Consider the following 15,329-nt stretch of genomic DNA (forward strand, 5'->3'; position numbering starts at 1 on the left):
AGGCGGCTATCGATTCCGACACCGAGTGGCAAGAAGCGCTACCTCACCGCAACTGGAGGAACGTCATGGCCCTGGCACTGCTGGAACTTACCGAAACCACGACTGGGGACGTACTGGAGCAGTTGCTCTCGATCCCAATTGCTGAAGCGAAAAAGTGTCAACAAACGGTCTCAGTCCGGGTGGTCAGTAGCGTCCGCTTGTATGCGGAGATCGGTAGTAATCCTCTTGGTGTGACTCCGATCATCCGCTCGCGGTTGGAATGCGCCGCCATGTCCTGCCTGGACCAAGTCGCGGGGCGCCAGAGCAACGCCCTTCAGGGGGTACCCGTCACATTCACGGCACTTTGGCGGGATGGCGTACTCCAGCAACTGCAGTCTCAGTCGCTGGCAGACAGTATTGCGGTTTGGTCTCGGCAGCCGAATCCCAGAGAGGCATACGTGTTATTCGATCTTCGCAGTCTGGCGCAGTCAGAAATTTCTACCGCGGAGTGCCAACTTGAGTTGCTCTACGGCCGACTGCGCGACAACGTGACCAGGCACATACAGTTCTGCCGTGGTCATCGTAGTTCACTCAGTCTAATCTGACACTGGAGCAGTTGGCTCCGCTTGCTCTGGACGCCACTCTATCTGTTGCGTGCCGCACATACAGGTATTCCGGGATGCCACCCGTGAGGAACCCGGGCCCTTCACTCAGAAGTTGCACCACTGCTCGAATGGCACCGAACCCGAGACAGGCTGGCCGTGGTTGGTGTACAGCGTCCACTGGAGTTCCGGCGCTCGATGTACCAAGCTGCGAAAGATTCGGTCATTGAACTCGACAACTATGGGGGGGAGGGGGGCTTGAGTGTGGAGCGAGTCGTTGCTCGGCCCGAAATCCAGTGACTGTCCTGGGTGGAGAATGTAGCGATCGCCATCGAAGAAGGGGTCTCCCCACGAGAACCTGATGAAGTCGAAGCCGCCCTTATCTACTTCGCGCACAACTTTGCCGAAACGTGGGTGGGTTCGCAGTTCCGATTGTGGATACGTCAGTCCAGCAAGGCATTCCTTAGGAACATCAATGGAAATCCACCACTTCTCCATTGAAACCATACCGGTGTTCAGCAGTTCGACTCTCAGCCGGTAGACATGGTTGTCGCGATTGATGGTAATGCGTTCCAGACGAACCCGGACTTCGCAACTTGGTGATGAGCGACGAGACATCAGGTCGCGGATCTGGAAGTCCGCCATGAACCGGGACACCGTGTTTACCCGCTGATGATAGCGGTAGTCCAGAAGATTCTGGTGAGCGGTGGAAGCCTCTTCTACCTTGATGACAAGGACCCTGCCGCCGTCCACTGGGAACTCGAAGACCTCAAAATCAGTGAGGCTTGGCGAAGTGTTGTCGGTAATGACCTTGGTCACCCAGTCCTTGTTGAGCTTCTTGTCAGTGACTGGGCGGAGTCGTACTGCAGCCGGAATGTCATTGACCGGCTCTTCTTCAATCCCGTAGACCAGGTGCCCACCACTGGCATGCGCGAGCGCAGTGACGTCCTTGATCATCTCTGTCTTACTGTTGTTCTGAGGCGAGAGGGCATCGCCTCTCTTGAGCTCCAGATACAGTGATTCCTGTACTTGGTTGTCGACCAATGACTGTACCCAGCTCAGTTCCATGTTCTCTCCTGGCCGATCACTTGTACGTGGCGCTATGTCCAATCGCGGGCCCGCTAGGCCAGCCTTGCCCAGTCCAAGAGTTCCTTGGCCAGGTCGGGGTCCTTCAATCTGACACGATACAAGGGACGAGTGGATGCAAGTTTGGTGGAGACTCGACGCAGCGCGCTTGATGGCTCATCGTCGTCCTCGTAGATGACCAGGTCATCGGGGTGATAGAGCCCAGCAGGCGGCTTCTTAGCCAAGAAAACGGAGCACTTTTTGACTGTGCGTGGGTCGAAGGCGACCTCAGTTCCCGTGTCGAAGCGATAGCTGACTAGGTAGTCATTTGCGTCGCTCAGGTGATGTTTGGCATCAGGGTGTGCTTCAAGCAAATCTCTCAGATCTTTCCCTTGCAAGTACCTTCTCCTGGCTGCCGGTCGGTCGGCTGTTGGTGGCTAGCCTGAATGCACAGGTTAGCCATGCTCCCATTGGACGTTTCGCGTGATCTGGATGAGATCCTTGGGCGGATGAGGCCCGACGTAGAGGAGGAACAGACGGAACTGCTGATCGCGGTCGAGATGCTGGAAGTAGATGCGAGGGCACGCAATTGGCGCTGTCGCATCCCCTTCCTTGAGGTGCATGTTCGATGACCTCTTCTCGATGATGCGATCCGACTTCATTAGGTAGATGGTTGTCTTGACGCCACCGGTCGTCGCAAGGTCCACGCCGCGATCACCGAAGTAACTGGCCAGTCCCATCTGGACGGCACCGCGCTTCTTGCAAAACTTCTCCAAGAGTTCCGCCGAGGTCTTGAGAAATCGGTGTCTTGTGTGGTGGATGTCATCACACTTGTCCAGGGCATCCCCCAGGATCTGATAGTCGCCATACTTCTGAGCTGACCTGCGGAATTTCTCGGCGGGGGATGCTGTGGTAGTCGCCCAGCCGAGTTGCTCCACCAGCGCCTTGTAGACCTCGCCAGTGAAATCGTCGTCCGCCTCCTGGCCCACAAGTCGAAGAGGCCAGCCATTCTCGCCACGAACAGGTCGAATGATCCTGACGCCTTCATCGGCCAGCACCTGAAGTTCGGGCTTCATCTCCGCGGGGAGGGCTACGTATGGCAGAACTACGACCGTGAGGTCAGGCCAGGCTTCCTGCATGGCAAAGTTGTTCAGGTCCGCAACGCACTGACCGTTGGGAGGACTGAATTCATAACGGTACTGCTGTTTCACAACCAAGCTGAGTTCTGGCCTCTGCCCCTGACGAGCGGCTTCCGCGATGAAGCGTGCTCTGAGATTGCTTGGAAGTCCGATTACGAAGATTGCCATCCTTGGATCTCCTGCTAGCGCTGTGCCTTCACCATGATGATCGAAGCCATGAGCGGTACCAGAGTGCTAGATATCTCTTCGTCGGTGAGGGCATCCATGAGCTTGAGCGCCCGCGCTCTGGCAGACAGGCCAGAGGTGACTGCTTCCTGCTTGGGTGTTTCAACCGCAGTTGCCTCTGAACGATTGGTAGCCGCAGGGGTGAGTGTTGCCAGGGCGATGTTGACCCTTGCTGACCACTTCTGAATCGCTTCGACCATCTTTGCAGTGCGGAACTTGGTCCACTGCTTGCCTAGAGGGCCGAGTTCCTTTGCGAAGACGGCGCTGGCGTAAGTCCTGTACGACTGTCCGAGTACTGCATGGTCCTCCGGATTGACGCCCTCAGTCTGTGCTGCAAACTCGCGCATCCAGGAGGCTTGGACGTCTGCAGCCACCGGTTCAATCTGAACCCAGTCCTGGCCCGGGCGGATGCCATCTACCGTTTCGCCGGCAGCCAAGACGTGGTGCATGACCTCGCCGGTAGTGCGATTGATGAACCTGATGCGATTGGGATCGGGGTTGGAGAATGCTATCCAGACGTCACTTCGAATTGAAGAAGGAGCCGGACGCACTGCCTCCGAGCGGGCATCAACTGTGGTTCCGCGGAGCGAGACCAGCATGTCGCCATGAGCGCTGATGTGCTGATCCAGAACGTCGGAGCAGGCATCCAAGAAATTCTTGAACCGCGGAAAGCCCATCTGCTTGTAGTCAAAGCCTCCAAGTGCTTTGGCCTCGGGGCTCTTGGCCAACCGCTGAAGGAGCCGAGCTGCAGGTTCGGGAGGCTGACCTCTCAGCATCTGCTGGAGGAGGGGTTTCCAAATGGCTGCGCTTTCCACACCAAATTCCTTGTTGGATGCCAAAACGAAAAGGCCGTTACCCATAGTAAGTAACGGCCTTTCCAACATCAACGTTCATTTTTGTAAGCTAAGTTCCAACCTTCGATGACGTCGTCCGGACGAGAGAACCTAGCAGCACTCTTCCGGCCCTTGGGCGCCATAAAAGTTCCATCAGTGCAGCATCGATCGATTCGGTGCACTGACAGTCAGTCTCGGCGAGCGATGCATCACTCGAGCCGAGTGGTGGCAGTATCGGACATCGGGAACGGGGTGTCAATTTGTGACCTGGGCCCAGTTAGGGGCCATTTGCCTGCCCAAAAAATTTGGCTGATTTGAGAAAAATATTGAAAATTCAATAATTTGGGATGATCTCGGGCGCCTTCTTGAGCCTTCATCCGGAGCGGCCTAGCGCTAATCGACGGGCGGATCTGACCGTGAACTGACCTTTGAGTCGATCAAGCCTGACAGACTCGTTGGGGCCATGGCCCTATCGGCCACGCAAGCTCTTATCTACCTGATGCATCCGGTGGCAATGGTCGTGATCGATGGGCAGGCGCCTTAGCGGAAGGGGCGGCTTTGGTGCATGGTGCGACCAAGCTATGGTTGGGGCTGACCGTTGCCTATGGATTTCAGGAAGGCCTCCAATGGCGCCAAGCTCCACTTTTCGCTACCTGGCTTCTCCATGTAGTGAGGGTGGGTGTAGCAGACGCGTCCTTTCCTCTCAAATGCCTTGCCTAGCGAGACACCCTGAACCGATCGGATGATGCTGAGTGCAGCCTGCGTCTCTGCTCGGATAGCGAGATCGTCTGAAACGACAAACGCTGACGCAATGGACTCATTGCTCTTGTCTCTCTTGCTTCTTCTCTCGACCTCAATCCATAGGCCTGCAAGGCCATTGGGCAGCAACAGTCTGATTACAAATGCTGTGCGAGCGAGGGCTCTGTAGTGTGACTCTGCCTTCTGAAGGTACATCCAAGATCGCGTCCCCCAATCAGCTTTTCCAATGCGGACTGCCTTGCGTTCGTCCTCGCCCAGGAAGTTCCAACAAGGGTAGGCGCCAACTTGGACGCGTTGCTCGGAGTCAACGGGGGCGACGACCTGGTACTCGGCAATGGTCCCCTTCGTCTTGAGTATCTTCAGAATCGCCATCAGTTCAGTCAGCAACTCCGATGCGTCGCGTTTTTCATGAGCACTGTGGGCGTGGCTGAGATCCTCTTGCTTGCCGGCTTTTCGGCCGCCAGAAATCTCTGTGGTGGGCTCCTGACTGTCCTTCTTTCGCTTGGAACTGTACTTGAAGCTCTGATCCTTTTTGAGGCGGATGATCTTTGGCTTCGGATGAAAAGCGAAGGAGATCGAGGGCATATCAAACCCTGGCTTCCGCTCGGTTGCTTCATGCGTGTCTACGGTCGGCTTGCCATTAGGACGAGGCGATCGAGGCCTATTGCCATTGTTGTGTGGCCTAGGTCCTCCCGTATGAATGACCTTCTCACCCTCGGTGGCATCATTAACCAAGATTGTAGCGATTGCCGGTAGTCGCTTTGAGAAGGACATCTGGTGAATCGCTGTCACCAAGAAGGTCCTGCCGGCGAAACCGCCGTCTTTGCGGCGGTTCAAGAAGTAGCCAGATACGGTGCCTTGGTAAGGTCCCAAGAATGGATTCAACGGGATCTCGGCATTGGAGCACCAATGCGAATCCTCGGCGCCCCAAAGGGCAGCGTCCAACTGGGCTCTCAGAATGGGCTCGTGAATGCGCTTGGCCCGGGCCTCGGCATAGTGATCAAACCGGAAGAGGGCCATCATTGGGCCATCATCCAACGTCATACCCAACGCAAGCACGATCTTCCAGTAGCCGCTCTGCTCGTCGATGCCGGTAACGTGTCCGGCGAACTCCTGCTCGGAAATCGCCTTGGACCTGACGGTACTCCAAGGGCCTGCGGTGAAGATGTCTGCAATGGTGGAATTGAACGCGTAGAACGCCCGGAAGATCACCGTCCTGGGGATGATGTACTCAACCTGATTTCGCTCGTCATGGCTCCTCGTGTCCCTAGCCACCAGGATTCTGGAGCCGTAACTCAGGGCGTCCTGAAGGTGCAACTGGGATTGGGGAAGTGCGACAACTGCCTCGCCCGTGGTGCGCTCTCCAACTTTGGTGGACGGGAATAGCCCGCTCTCGTGGTCTTCCTCGTACTCCTTGTACAGCCTGGACTCCTCGCCGAAGGCCAAGGCATTGCCCAGCCTTCGCTGCTTCGGAATCAGCATTCCGGCATAGACGCCCCTTCCATCCTCTCCGCGGATGAAGCATTGCCCTGCAACGTAGGTTGCTAGTGACCCCGCGAAGATGGTGCTGATGAAACCCTCAGGATTCTTGTCGGAGAACAGACGCGCGATCTGACGATCATCGAGTTTGGATGGATCTGACCCCCACCCATGTGGAATGGGCGCCAAATAGCACCTGACAGACGTGGACTCCGTTCCCTTGTGTGGCTGGGTGTACCCGTCGATGTGACGGATGAAGTACACGCGGGGGTCATCGGGGAAGTCGGTTAGATCAGTCATGCGGCCAGTACACGGGGTGCATCTCCATCATTAGCGGCACGCAGTCTCGTTAATTGAGTTTTCGTTCTTCATGGCCAGGATGGCCGCTCGTTCATGAGAGCGAGCGATCGGGGGGGGGGGCGTCGTCCCTTCAGTGTGGGCAACTGATCGAACCAATCGGCGGTAGCATGTGCGCAGTGACTTCACAGGCTGAGCGAATAAGCATGCGACTTGTAGGCATCGATCCTGCCCTTGCTGGGCCGGCCTTGCGATCATTCAGCCAGATCGCCAACGCATGGTCCCTGAGCACAGTTGAGCAGTGTGCAGTTCTTGGCCAGCCCGAAGATGTTGTTCTTGTATTGGCACAGACAGGGGTTGTCGAGGGACTCCAGCAGGAGACTCTCGAAAGGATTAGCTACGTTCTGGGCATCTATCGAGCGCTACACACAATCTTTCCAAACCGGACACAGGCTGATGGCTGGATCCGTCGACCCAATAAGGCAAGTTTGTTCAACGGTGCCCCAGCTCTGACACTCATGTGCAGTGGAAGTGTCGAGGACCTGGCCGCGGTCCGTGAGTATCTGGAAGCTGGAGGACGGCTAGACGCCTAGCTCCTGCAGGCGAAGGGCCGGATCAGATTGAAATGCTCTGAGAGCAGATGGGTAAGGCGCTTGCCATAAAAGCCGCTGAGATCGAAGTCACCTCTTCACGCGGAGCCGCTGAGTCGGCAATGCACTCACTGAGTGTATCTGGACGCTTTGGGAGGGGGCGTACCAGTAGGCTCACGACGTGGACAGAGGGCGGCGGGTGGAACATCATTCGGGAGACCGACCAGACAATTAGTCTCAGTCTGGGCGACTGGCCACGGGTAGGGTGGATACGCCCAAATCGAGGAATACCACATGCGCCCAACTATTCTGGCTCTCGACCTGGAGGGCACCCTGATCTCCAATGCTGTCAGTCAGATCCCGCGGTCGGGACTGTACGAGTTCCTCGAGTACGCGCAGGGACAGTTCGATGAGCTTGTCATGTTTACGACAGTGGACGAAGTGCGTTTCCGTCGGATTGCCGCGTTATTGGTCTCGGAAGGCAAAGTGCCGGATTGGTTCGCCCAACTTGCTTACACGACCTGGAGCGGTCGAACTAAGGATCTGACCTACGTGTCGCCAACTCTGGGAGAGGCCCTGCTGTTTGACGACCACGCGGCCTATGTCCATCCAGGCCAGGAGCCACTGTGGGTCGAAGTGCCATTGTTTGACTCTCCCTATCTGGCTGAGGACGAAGGTCTTCTGGTTGCGAAGCGACGCCTAGAGGAGAGAATGGTGAGCCTGGCATTAGAGTCTTTTCCGACCGGCCGGCATGAGGATGCGCAGTCCTGAGGCTACTGGTCATCTCCGATCTGCATCCCGAGTGTGGCCGGACGCGCCTGCGGTTGTTCGCAATCCGTTAGGCGCGGTTCTTCCCAACCTTAAGCGTAGTCGAGCAGGCGTTGTCGTCGCTAGGAGAATCCGCACCTCGATCCCAGCTTCGTTGTTGAGGTCTGAGATCGCATCAGCCGCAATCGTCTTGGCAGCTTGGTCAGGCCGCGCAATTCATTAGTTCACCAGAAGGTACCAGTACCCATCTGAAGCATTGATCCCCAGCGCGTCGCGCCTGAGCATCAGGTCAGGTCCCGCTCCAAACTAGCCAAGTAGCCTCGAGCAATTCGAGACATGGACGATCTCTCTACGAGACCGATCCTTGGTGCCATGGAGTCGAACAGATCAATACACTTCCTGAAATCTGACGAGCTCTTTCGCAGGAGAGCGAGGCTGAAGATCGCCTGTGTAGCATCGCAATGCCCTCTGAGGACTAGGTTCTCAAGGTGACGACATACTGAGAAGAACGCAGCAAGCCTCTTTGAGTTCGACATGAAGCCGATACTGGGCATAGAGCGCAAGGCGGTCTGGGCAACGGGAAGGCTCTGGTCATACATGATCGCGACCTGCACTAGGTCCTGGGCCGACGCGCCTGTCAGCATGGAGTACTCAATCAGAAATTCCCTCTTCCCAACCATCGTCTCGGTCACGACCCACTTCCTTTGTGTGAAGCTCTATAGCGTTGCATACATACAGTGTGACCGCAAAACATGTGCAACTTTTGCTCGTGACTTCCTTCGATCCCGTCGATAGGGGTGGTTGGCTGCGGTAGCTAGTGCTCTTTAGCCATCGGAAGCGGGTCTCATGACGGGGCTGATCCCCCTTCTAAGTGAATTCTGGACCGCTTGGCCCCGATCGGCTCACCAGTTTTTCTCTTGAATAAATAGACATGACAATCAAATAAGGAAACTGTCATGTCAAACAAAAAATCAAGTCGATTCCAGCCTATCTTCAAGAATTGCTTCAACGGCAACAACTTCATCCTCAGCAAGCAGCTGTCAGTCACCATTGTGCTCGGTGTCACTATTGTGGTCTCCATCGCCCTGGCGTTGACGCTTGGTGCCGGCGCGTTGGTCATCTGCGCGCTGATGTAGGGGCAGCAAAGTTCCTGCCCGGCATTGTGCAACACGGGCAACTGAGACTTTGTGGATACCAACCAAGCTGAAGCCTGGAAGAGCCAATCAAGGCCGACTGGATCCGCCTCAGGTGGCTTGCCACCCAAAGCCAGCGTTGCGGTATGCCGAAGGCAAACAGTCGGAAGTTGATGAATGATTTAAGGCGACGTTGTAAAGTTCGCCCGCTGCCCGGCCGATATCGTCAGCTTACCCCCCTGTGCCTGGCCAGGCCGACGACCTCTGAGGAAGATCCATGGAAGGACGTGAAATCGTGGCTTTTGCAGCCGCGCTCATTGCAGCTGTGCTCGCCTATACCAAGCTGATCGCCGACAAAGAGTCCAAGATCTCTGACTTTCGGAAGGACTGGATCAATAGCCTTCGCGAGGCGCTCTCGGAAATGCTGGGGGAGGCCTACACGATCTCTGGCCGTATCAGGATTCGGGTCAAGCATGCCGAAACCGTGAGGGCGGCGGCGGCCGAAGCAGCTAAAGCAGCTAAAGCAGCTAAAGCAGCTTCTGCCGCGGCGACTACGGACGAGGGCGCCAATACTGCAGCCGAGCCTGGTGGCTCACACATTGCCGCTGTAGAAGATGCAGCCGCACAGCGGGCTGTGGGTGCGACCTCGGATGCGGCCGCGAGCATTCAGAGTTCTGACTCTGTCGACGCTGCTCCTGCGCAGGATGAGAAGGGTGCTGGAACTGATGCTGCTGGAGGCTCAGAGGCACCCACTGCAGGTTCCACCAAGGACTCATCCAAGCCAAAGCAACCGCTGCTAACGGAGGAGCAGGTCGTTGAGCTCGAGAAGGACCTGACAGATCACTGGCACAGCCTTCGGAAGGCACATCGCGCCATTCTCCTTCACCTGAACTTCGGCGAGACGGCCTCAGGCTTGCGTGAGTTCAAGGAGGTGGAGCTGGAGGGCAGTAGGCCCGCTGGCGTCTGGAAACATTTGGTTGATCAGACGCGCATTGGCGGCGCAGGTAGGAGCTTCGATAGCTACAAGCCGAGTCAGAACCGCGGCATGTCTGATGCCGCTGTGCTTCTCGTCGACCAGTTGGAATTGCTGGTGGAAAAGCTTCTCGGTGAGTACGACGAAGTTGGTGAAGAGAAGAGATACGATGAAATCAAGAAGGCCATCTCCGATGCGACTTTGCTTGGCAACTTGGTTCTCAAGCCAGAGTGGAATCGGATCAAGGATGGAGAGCCAAAGTTCAACAACGTGCTCAAGCAACTGAAGCGGCTGGCGTTGGGTGGCTTGGCGTTCCTGCTTTTGTTCGTGTTCATCCCAAAGAAGCAAGGAGATAGCGCGACAGCGCAGAGGCTTATCATCGATGTCAGTCAGCGCCAGGAAGCTCCGATGACCTGTCCAGAGATGTTGGACTTGCGCGACAAATGGAGGGGAGTTGCTCCCGTCTCTTCCAGCCTGCCGTGGTGCCCCCCCAGGGGCTTGTGAGCGAAAGCCTACTGGCCCTCCCACTACACTGGGGTACTGGGAGGCGCTGGCGGCAGTGGCGGTGGCGGTGGCGGGGAGCCAGCAAGCGTCTCGTCGAGCAGCAGGTCCACGTTAGTGTTCTTGGTCCGTGTGCCTGAATCCATCGTATCGTTGGACTCTGCAAGCGCTGCCATGAACTTGTCCCGTTCCAAGAACTCGCTCTCCATCCGTCTGATCGTCTGATGGATCGTGAGTTCGAATTGGTCGTACTTTGTAGGTTTGTTCCCTGAGAACTCCAGCATCGTGCAGAAGCGCGTCGGAAATTCCCGGATCAGCGCCGTGGTAAAACCATGTACAAGCACCGGCTCGGCCTTCGGCCGACACATCAGTGCGTCTTCAGCACGATAGATGGCTCGGCGTGGTTCCGTGTCGAGCCAGATCACAGGATACGGAATGCCGCCCAAGACTCCCTTGAAAGGCTGTCTACCATCAAAGTAGAAGTTGAAGTTCCTGTAGTCCAGAGTCGGGATATGACTGGGTTCGGCGATCAAGTCGACACATACCTTGCTAAGCATGTGCGCAAGTTCAACTGAGAGGGTCAACTTGCGAGAAGTTGCCTCCGCGCTTACGCGAAACCCGGTGTCAATTGACTGGCCAATGAAGTCACGACTGACCGTGGAATGGCCTTCTCGGAAAAGTTTGAACAGTTCTGCGTTCTCCCAATCCGAGTCCGTCTCGGCCGGATCGGCAGTACGATCATCTGCTGAGGTCAACTGTGGATGTGCATCATCTGGCTGTGGTTCCGGGTCGAACGGAGCGACAGCTTGGGCCCCTTGCTTGGCCAGTTCAGCTTTTCTGGCTTCTGCCAGTTGGCCGGGGGCGCCTGTAACAACGCGGTGCCCGTGGGCGAGCAGGAAGATCTCCCTATTGCGAATGGGAAAATCCGCAAGCCACGCAGACGCCTTCAAGTCGAGTGACTTCGACTTGGTGAGCATGCTACGAAGTTCAGTGAGAACGCCCATCCAGGCGCTCATGCAAATCAGCGCCTCATGGGGATGCTCGATCTCCTTAGTGAAGAGGACCTCGTCGCCAATGGTCTTCCAGAGCTCTGGCGGATCAGCGCTCAGTGGCAACATGCTGGGTGAGGCCTGGTGGGCCTTGTACGCCTCGTCCCACTTCTTCTCGAAGAACCCTTGAGACTTGCTGTAGAACGACCGAACAACGCCAAACCAGGAGTCCGAATCACGGCTGGATCGCTGCTTGAAAGCAGTTGACCCAACAATGTCTGCACTCATGAAAAGTCGCAGGCGCGGCCTAAGTGACTCGCGGACTGAGTCAGGAGCCAGTCGTTCGGTTGCCATCAGGGGATCAGATTAAGCGATCGCGCTCTGACGCCAGCTGCGCTCTCGGACACACCGAAGCGCTCGGCCACCTTCGCGATGTCCTGATCCAGTTCTTTGTAGATATCTATGAATGCTTGGCTAGGCATCAGGAAGGACGCAGCAAACCAATTGGCTTCGTGCTCAGTTCTGTCACTGCCGAAGCGCCTCGCACGCATGTGCGTGATCTTGTTGTCCGCTTCGCGCTTGTTGTTCTGCAGCAGGTAGTGCAGGACAAAGTGACCAAGCTCGTGGGCAATGGTGAACCTGTCGCGCTGAGGACTGGTGTTCAACGGGATGTTGATGGTGAACTTGCCAGGCTCGATGGAGATCGAACCCGACTCCAAATCGCCTTCGGCCAATTCGCCGTACACGATCTGGCCACCCATCCTCTCGACGATCGGCTCAATGGGGCCGCCCAAGACGAAGCCCAGCTTCGTAGCAACATCCGCAGCTAGGGCTGAAACGTCGACACGTGCCCATCCCAGTTCTTTCGGCTTGTCCCAAGTGACCGTCATGATCGTCCCCGTCTGTAAAGAAAATTGTAGCACCACGTATTGCCTTACAAGTACAACACCCCTGCGTCGCAACGCCTGCGATTGGCCAGAGTTGCTGGGAAGGGGGGGGCGGGAAGGGGCAGGTGGGGTGGGCTTGGCATGGCAACGCCTTGGGGGTGCTTTCCCAGGAACCACTTTGCTAGCAGTGCTAAAAACGCTGTGTGAAGGGCATTTGGTGTCACTAGCGGAGGGGGTGCGGAGTGGAGCCGTACTCTTGTCAGGGCTGATCCCTGTCTGGGACGGGTGCGCCTTGAGTTGCTCCGTTCAGGGAGTTGCCTCCCCCTCAACGTCTGGGTAGCCAAAGAGTGAAAAAGGGGTCAAATGCGCAAATTGGCCCATCCCCTGGCCGGCAAGTTGGGCTAAGGAGCGAGTGAGGTTGCCCTCCGTCGTACCTGCCCAACTCATCTTCACGAACGATCCTGGGCCGGCCCCAATTGGGCTAGGTGAGGCGGCATCAGTCCACGGCAACAGAATGCAATGGATGACAGTTCAGGTTGACTATCGAAATAGCCGGATTCGTCTCAAATGATCCATGACTGCAGCAATCGACAAGCTGGCGCGATTGATACCCATTCCCGTTGGTGCTTCAACTTGCTACATGCGAGCATACAGTGGATCACGCAGTTCGTTGGCGGTGAGGGGGGGGGGCGAATCCTGCGGACATCTCGCCACACTTGCGACCAAATGGGGAGGCCAGTGACTAAGCCTCCCCAAGTTCGAGATCAATTGCTGAAGCTAACTTCTTCTGCGAGGTGTTCGTACAGATGCTTCTGGCGAAGTGCGGCAACTTGAATGACCGAAGGGATAGTGACTCGGTACGCAGCGCCTGCAACATCGACTGCAGTCCAGATCCCAGTGATCACCCAGCCAATCGGTCCAGTCAGCAATGCCATCGTTCTGGTGAGGGCGATGTTGCCAGCGAAGGAAAGCCCGCGGCCAATGAGCGCTTTAAGGATGGCGTTCACTATGATCGCGGTCAGTTGGTATGACCTGAAGCCACCCAGCCGGAACACCGCCTGGAACACGCCGACCATGGTTTCAGCCGTGACACCATTGGTGTTCTTGACGCCGGTGGACTCTGCCAGTTCTCTCAGTTCTTCGGGGCTCATCTTCTCCAGTGCGTCCGTAAGGATCTTCATCAAAAGATTGCTCTCGATCTTCTCTACGCTGGAGTTTTTCGTGTAGTTCACCTTCATCTTATCGCATACATCCATCAGCACTTCCTTGTACTGAACGCCCTTGCCACCCCGGAACATCGTAGCGAAGGTGTTTGCCCCGAAGCACTGAATTTCGGCTGCAATCTGCTCCCAGTACTGATGATGATCTGGGTTGTACGTCTTGTATCGCGCATGCATGGTCAGCTCCTCCGTGAATCGGGGGGATCCATCCTTGTCATGCGTGAGGCAATAGACGAGATCATTCAGATCTGCGGACTCCAACTGACCCAGGAACTCCAGGTCAGGATCACTGCGGTAAGCCATGTAAATCCCTTTCTTTGCTATGAAATCTGACTGCCGATGTCTGCTGGACGTACCTGGGCTTGCTTCTCTCTCGATCGCGAATTCAAACGGATGAGCGAACTCATCCGATAGTTCCGTAGCGGATGCATGCGACAGTTATCTGCTCTAGCCATGCAAGCGGTGGTGCATGGTCAGAAGAGAGATGTGCGGTGCAATTGATCTGCGAAGTGGACAGGTAGTGCCGCAGTGAGCCGGCTACTGAATACTGAGAATAACGATGCTCTCGACCTGCTTGGTCGCGGCGTACTCTCGCTTCCGGATGGCCTCCATGACGGCGCTTTCCGTTTTTGCCTGTGCAAAGATGCCAGTTGGCCCCACGTTGCGAACCGATTGGCCCTTGATCTTGATCTGGTACTTGACCTTGACGTTGACTGCCATAGACCTGCTCCTATGTCTCATCCTTGATGGAAGCATTGCGGGCACAAGTCACCCGCACGCATGTCACCTATCGGCCGCTGCGTGCGCTTCTTTAGGGGGCGCTTCGCAGCCTTTCAGCGGCACCCATGTTTGATGGTTCTAGCCGTCCCGCCGACCTCGGGGTGTGTGTTTCGCCCCCTCACTGCTTGCAGTCCAGCGACTGCGTGGTGGCAGCCCTCACCGGGCAGGGGGGGCTGCATCGAGGAGCACGAAGGCCCCTTGAGTTCGATCTGATTTCCATCCGGATCGAAGAAGTACAAGGATTTGCCCGTAAGTAACACAGGTCACGATGCCTATGCAGAACCCCTGTTCTGCATAGGATTTTCTTTGGGAGGAGAGAAGCATGCTTTTCCGTTGGAGTGGGACTTATAGCGATTACCTAACCGAGCCTAGGCTCCTTTTTGGGCAGCCACCATGCATATGACTGTATTTGGCAGGCGCAGTAGTGCTTTGCGAGAGAAGACTTGCCAGAAGCGTCGCAACTCACGCGTACCGCTGATTTCAACTTCGTCCGATCAATTACTGGTGAATGGCAAACGCCATCGTGTCCGCTTCTGGCCGAAAGCGGACGCCGATTGCCAGTAGTGCATTACGTCTCGGGGGGAATCATCATGATCCGGACTTCCACAAATGGCTTAGAGCCCCTCAATGGCAATCGTTGGCTGCTGTAGTAGCTCCAGGCGAGCCCTTAATGCGCTCATGCGCGGGACTGTAACAGATAGACTTGACCGTAACCGGCACGTGGTACGGTTAAATTTCGATGTTACGGTTGCCCGTATGAATGACCTCGATGCACTGCTCACTACCTCCAGAAACTACTGCCCGACGGGGTCGGTGAGTTCGATCATTGGCCCAGTTTCTCGACACGCACCCCGCCCCACTTCATAGCCTGCCTGTTTGACCTGGCCGAGGTTGATCTGCTCGGCCACCGAGTGCTGCTGGCCAACGTCCCGACGGATGCGGAGCCGATGCCACCTTCTCGGCTGATCGGACAGGTGCATCGACTGGTTGAGAAGTGCGACTCGACGGGCGTTCTCGTGCTCTAGCGGGTGTCGCCCGACATCCGCTCCAGGCTAATCGAGTCTCGTGTGGATTTCACTGTGCCTGGCAGCCAACTGCCAGATCGTGCCG

The 15,329-nt window shown here is 56.4% G+C and carries 14 protein-coding genes; 4 read left to right on the forward strand and 10 right to left on the reverse strand.

The genetic code is table 11. The annotated features are described in order from the left end of the window. The first annotated feature begins 65 nt into the window (after positions 1-65). A complete protein-coding gene (locus N5J29_RS02850) occupies positions 66-584 on the forward strand; it encodes a hypothetical protein (RefSeq protein WP_164150552.1) in 519 nt (172 codons plus the stop codon). Between the two features lie 105 nt (positions 585-689). Here N5J29_RS02850 and N5J29_RS02855 read toward each other — a convergent pair whose 3' ends face one another. From N5J29_RS02855 to N5J29_RS02875, 5 genes are all read right to left on the reverse strand, one after another. Then, positions 690-1,649: an ATP-binding protein gene (locus N5J29_RS02855; RefSeq protein WP_070489748.1), complete on the reverse strand. Its 960-nt coding sequence runs from the start codon at positions 1,647-1,649 to the stop codon at positions 690-692. Between the two features lie 53 nt (positions 1,650-1,702). Beyond that, positions 1,703-2,044 carry a hypothetical protein gene (locus tag N5J29_RS02860; protein ID WP_070489746.1) on the reverse strand — a complete coding sequence of 114 codons (342 nt, stop codon included), beginning with the start codon at positions 2,042-2,044 and terminating at the stop codon, positions 1,703-1,705. 57 nt (positions 2,045-2,101) lie between these two features. After that, positions 2,102-2,953: a hypothetical protein gene (locus N5J29_RS02865; RefSeq protein ID WP_070489744.1), complete on the reverse strand. Its 852-nt coding sequence runs from the start codon at positions 2,951-2,953 to the stop codon at positions 2,102-2,104. A gap of 14 nt (positions 2,954-2,967) precedes the next feature. Beyond that, entirely contained in the window at positions 2,968-3,894 is a 927-nt protein-coding gene (locus N5J29_RS02870) for a hypothetical protein (RefSeq protein WP_070489743.1), read from the reverse strand. A 528-nt stretch (positions 3,895-4,422) separates the two neighbouring features. Then, a complete protein-coding gene (locus tag N5J29_RS02875) occupies positions 4,423-6,381 on the reverse strand; it encodes a hypothetical protein (protein ID WP_164150553.1) in 1,959 nt (652 codons plus the stop codon). 881 nt (positions 6,382-7,262) lie between these two features. Between N5J29_RS02875 and N5J29_RS02880 the strand changes: the two genes are divergently transcribed. Next, positions 7,263-7,739, forward strand: a complete 477-nt coding sequence (locus N5J29_RS02880; protein ID WP_070490415.1) for an NIF family HAD-type phosphatase — start codon at positions 7,263-7,265, stop codon at positions 7,737-7,739. Between the two features lie 281 nt (positions 7,740-8,020). Here the strand turns inward: N5J29_RS02880 and N5J29_RS02885 are convergent, their stop codons facing one another. Further along, positions 8,021-8,428 (reverse strand): hypothetical protein, encoded by a 408-nt coding sequence (locus N5J29_RS02885; protein WP_070490417.1) that lies wholly within the window; start codon positions 8,426-8,428, stop codon positions 8,021-8,023. Positions 8,429-8,692: 264 nt separating this feature from the next. Between N5J29_RS02885 and N5J29_RS02890 the strand changes: the two genes are divergently transcribed. Both N5J29_RS02890 and N5J29_RS02895 read left to right on the forward strand, forming a co-directional pair. Then, positions 8,693-8,872, forward strand: a complete 180-nt coding sequence (locus tag N5J29_RS02890; RefSeq protein ID WP_049459169.1) for a hypothetical protein — start codon at positions 8,693-8,695, stop codon at positions 8,870-8,872. Between the two features lie 274 nt (positions 8,873-9,146). Next, positions 9,147-10,346, forward strand: a complete 1,200-nt coding sequence (locus N5J29_RS02895) for a hypothetical protein (protein WP_070490419.1) — start codon at positions 9,147-9,149, stop codon at positions 10,344-10,346. Between the two features lie 23 nt (positions 10,347-10,369). Here N5J29_RS02895 and N5J29_RS02900 read toward each other — a convergent pair whose 3' ends face one another. The 4 genes from N5J29_RS02900 to N5J29_RS02915 form a co-directional block, all read right to left on the reverse strand. Next, entirely contained in the window at positions 10,370-11,620 is a 1,251-nt protein-coding gene (locus N5J29_RS02900; protein WP_164150557.1) for a hypothetical protein, read from the reverse strand. Positions 11,621-11,685: 65 nt separating this feature from the next. Beyond that, entirely contained in the window at positions 11,686-12,222 is a 537-nt protein-coding gene (locus tag N5J29_RS02905) for an ImmA/IrrE family metallo-endopeptidase (RefSeq protein WP_049459172.1), read from the reverse strand. A 761-nt stretch (positions 12,223-12,983) separates the two neighbouring features. Next, on the reverse strand, positions 12,984-13,742 hold the full coding sequence (locus tag N5J29_RS02910) for a DUF3944 domain-containing protein (protein ID WP_049460427.1): 759 nt from the start codon (positions 13,740-13,742) through the stop codon (positions 12,984-12,986). A gap of 234 nt (positions 13,743-13,976) precedes the next feature. Then, complete coding sequence (locus N5J29_RS02915) at positions 13,977-14,159, reverse strand: hypothetical protein (protein WP_164151904.1); 183 nt, start codon at positions 14,157-14,159, stop codon at positions 13,977-13,979. Between the last annotated feature and the right edge of the window lie 1,170 nt (positions 14,160-15,329).

The organism is Stenotrophomonas sp. GD03680, assembly GCF_029844625.1.
Lineage (GTDB): Bacteria > Pseudomonadota > Gammaproteobacteria > Xanthomonadales > Xanthomonadaceae > Stenotrophomonas > Stenotrophomonas maltophilia_P.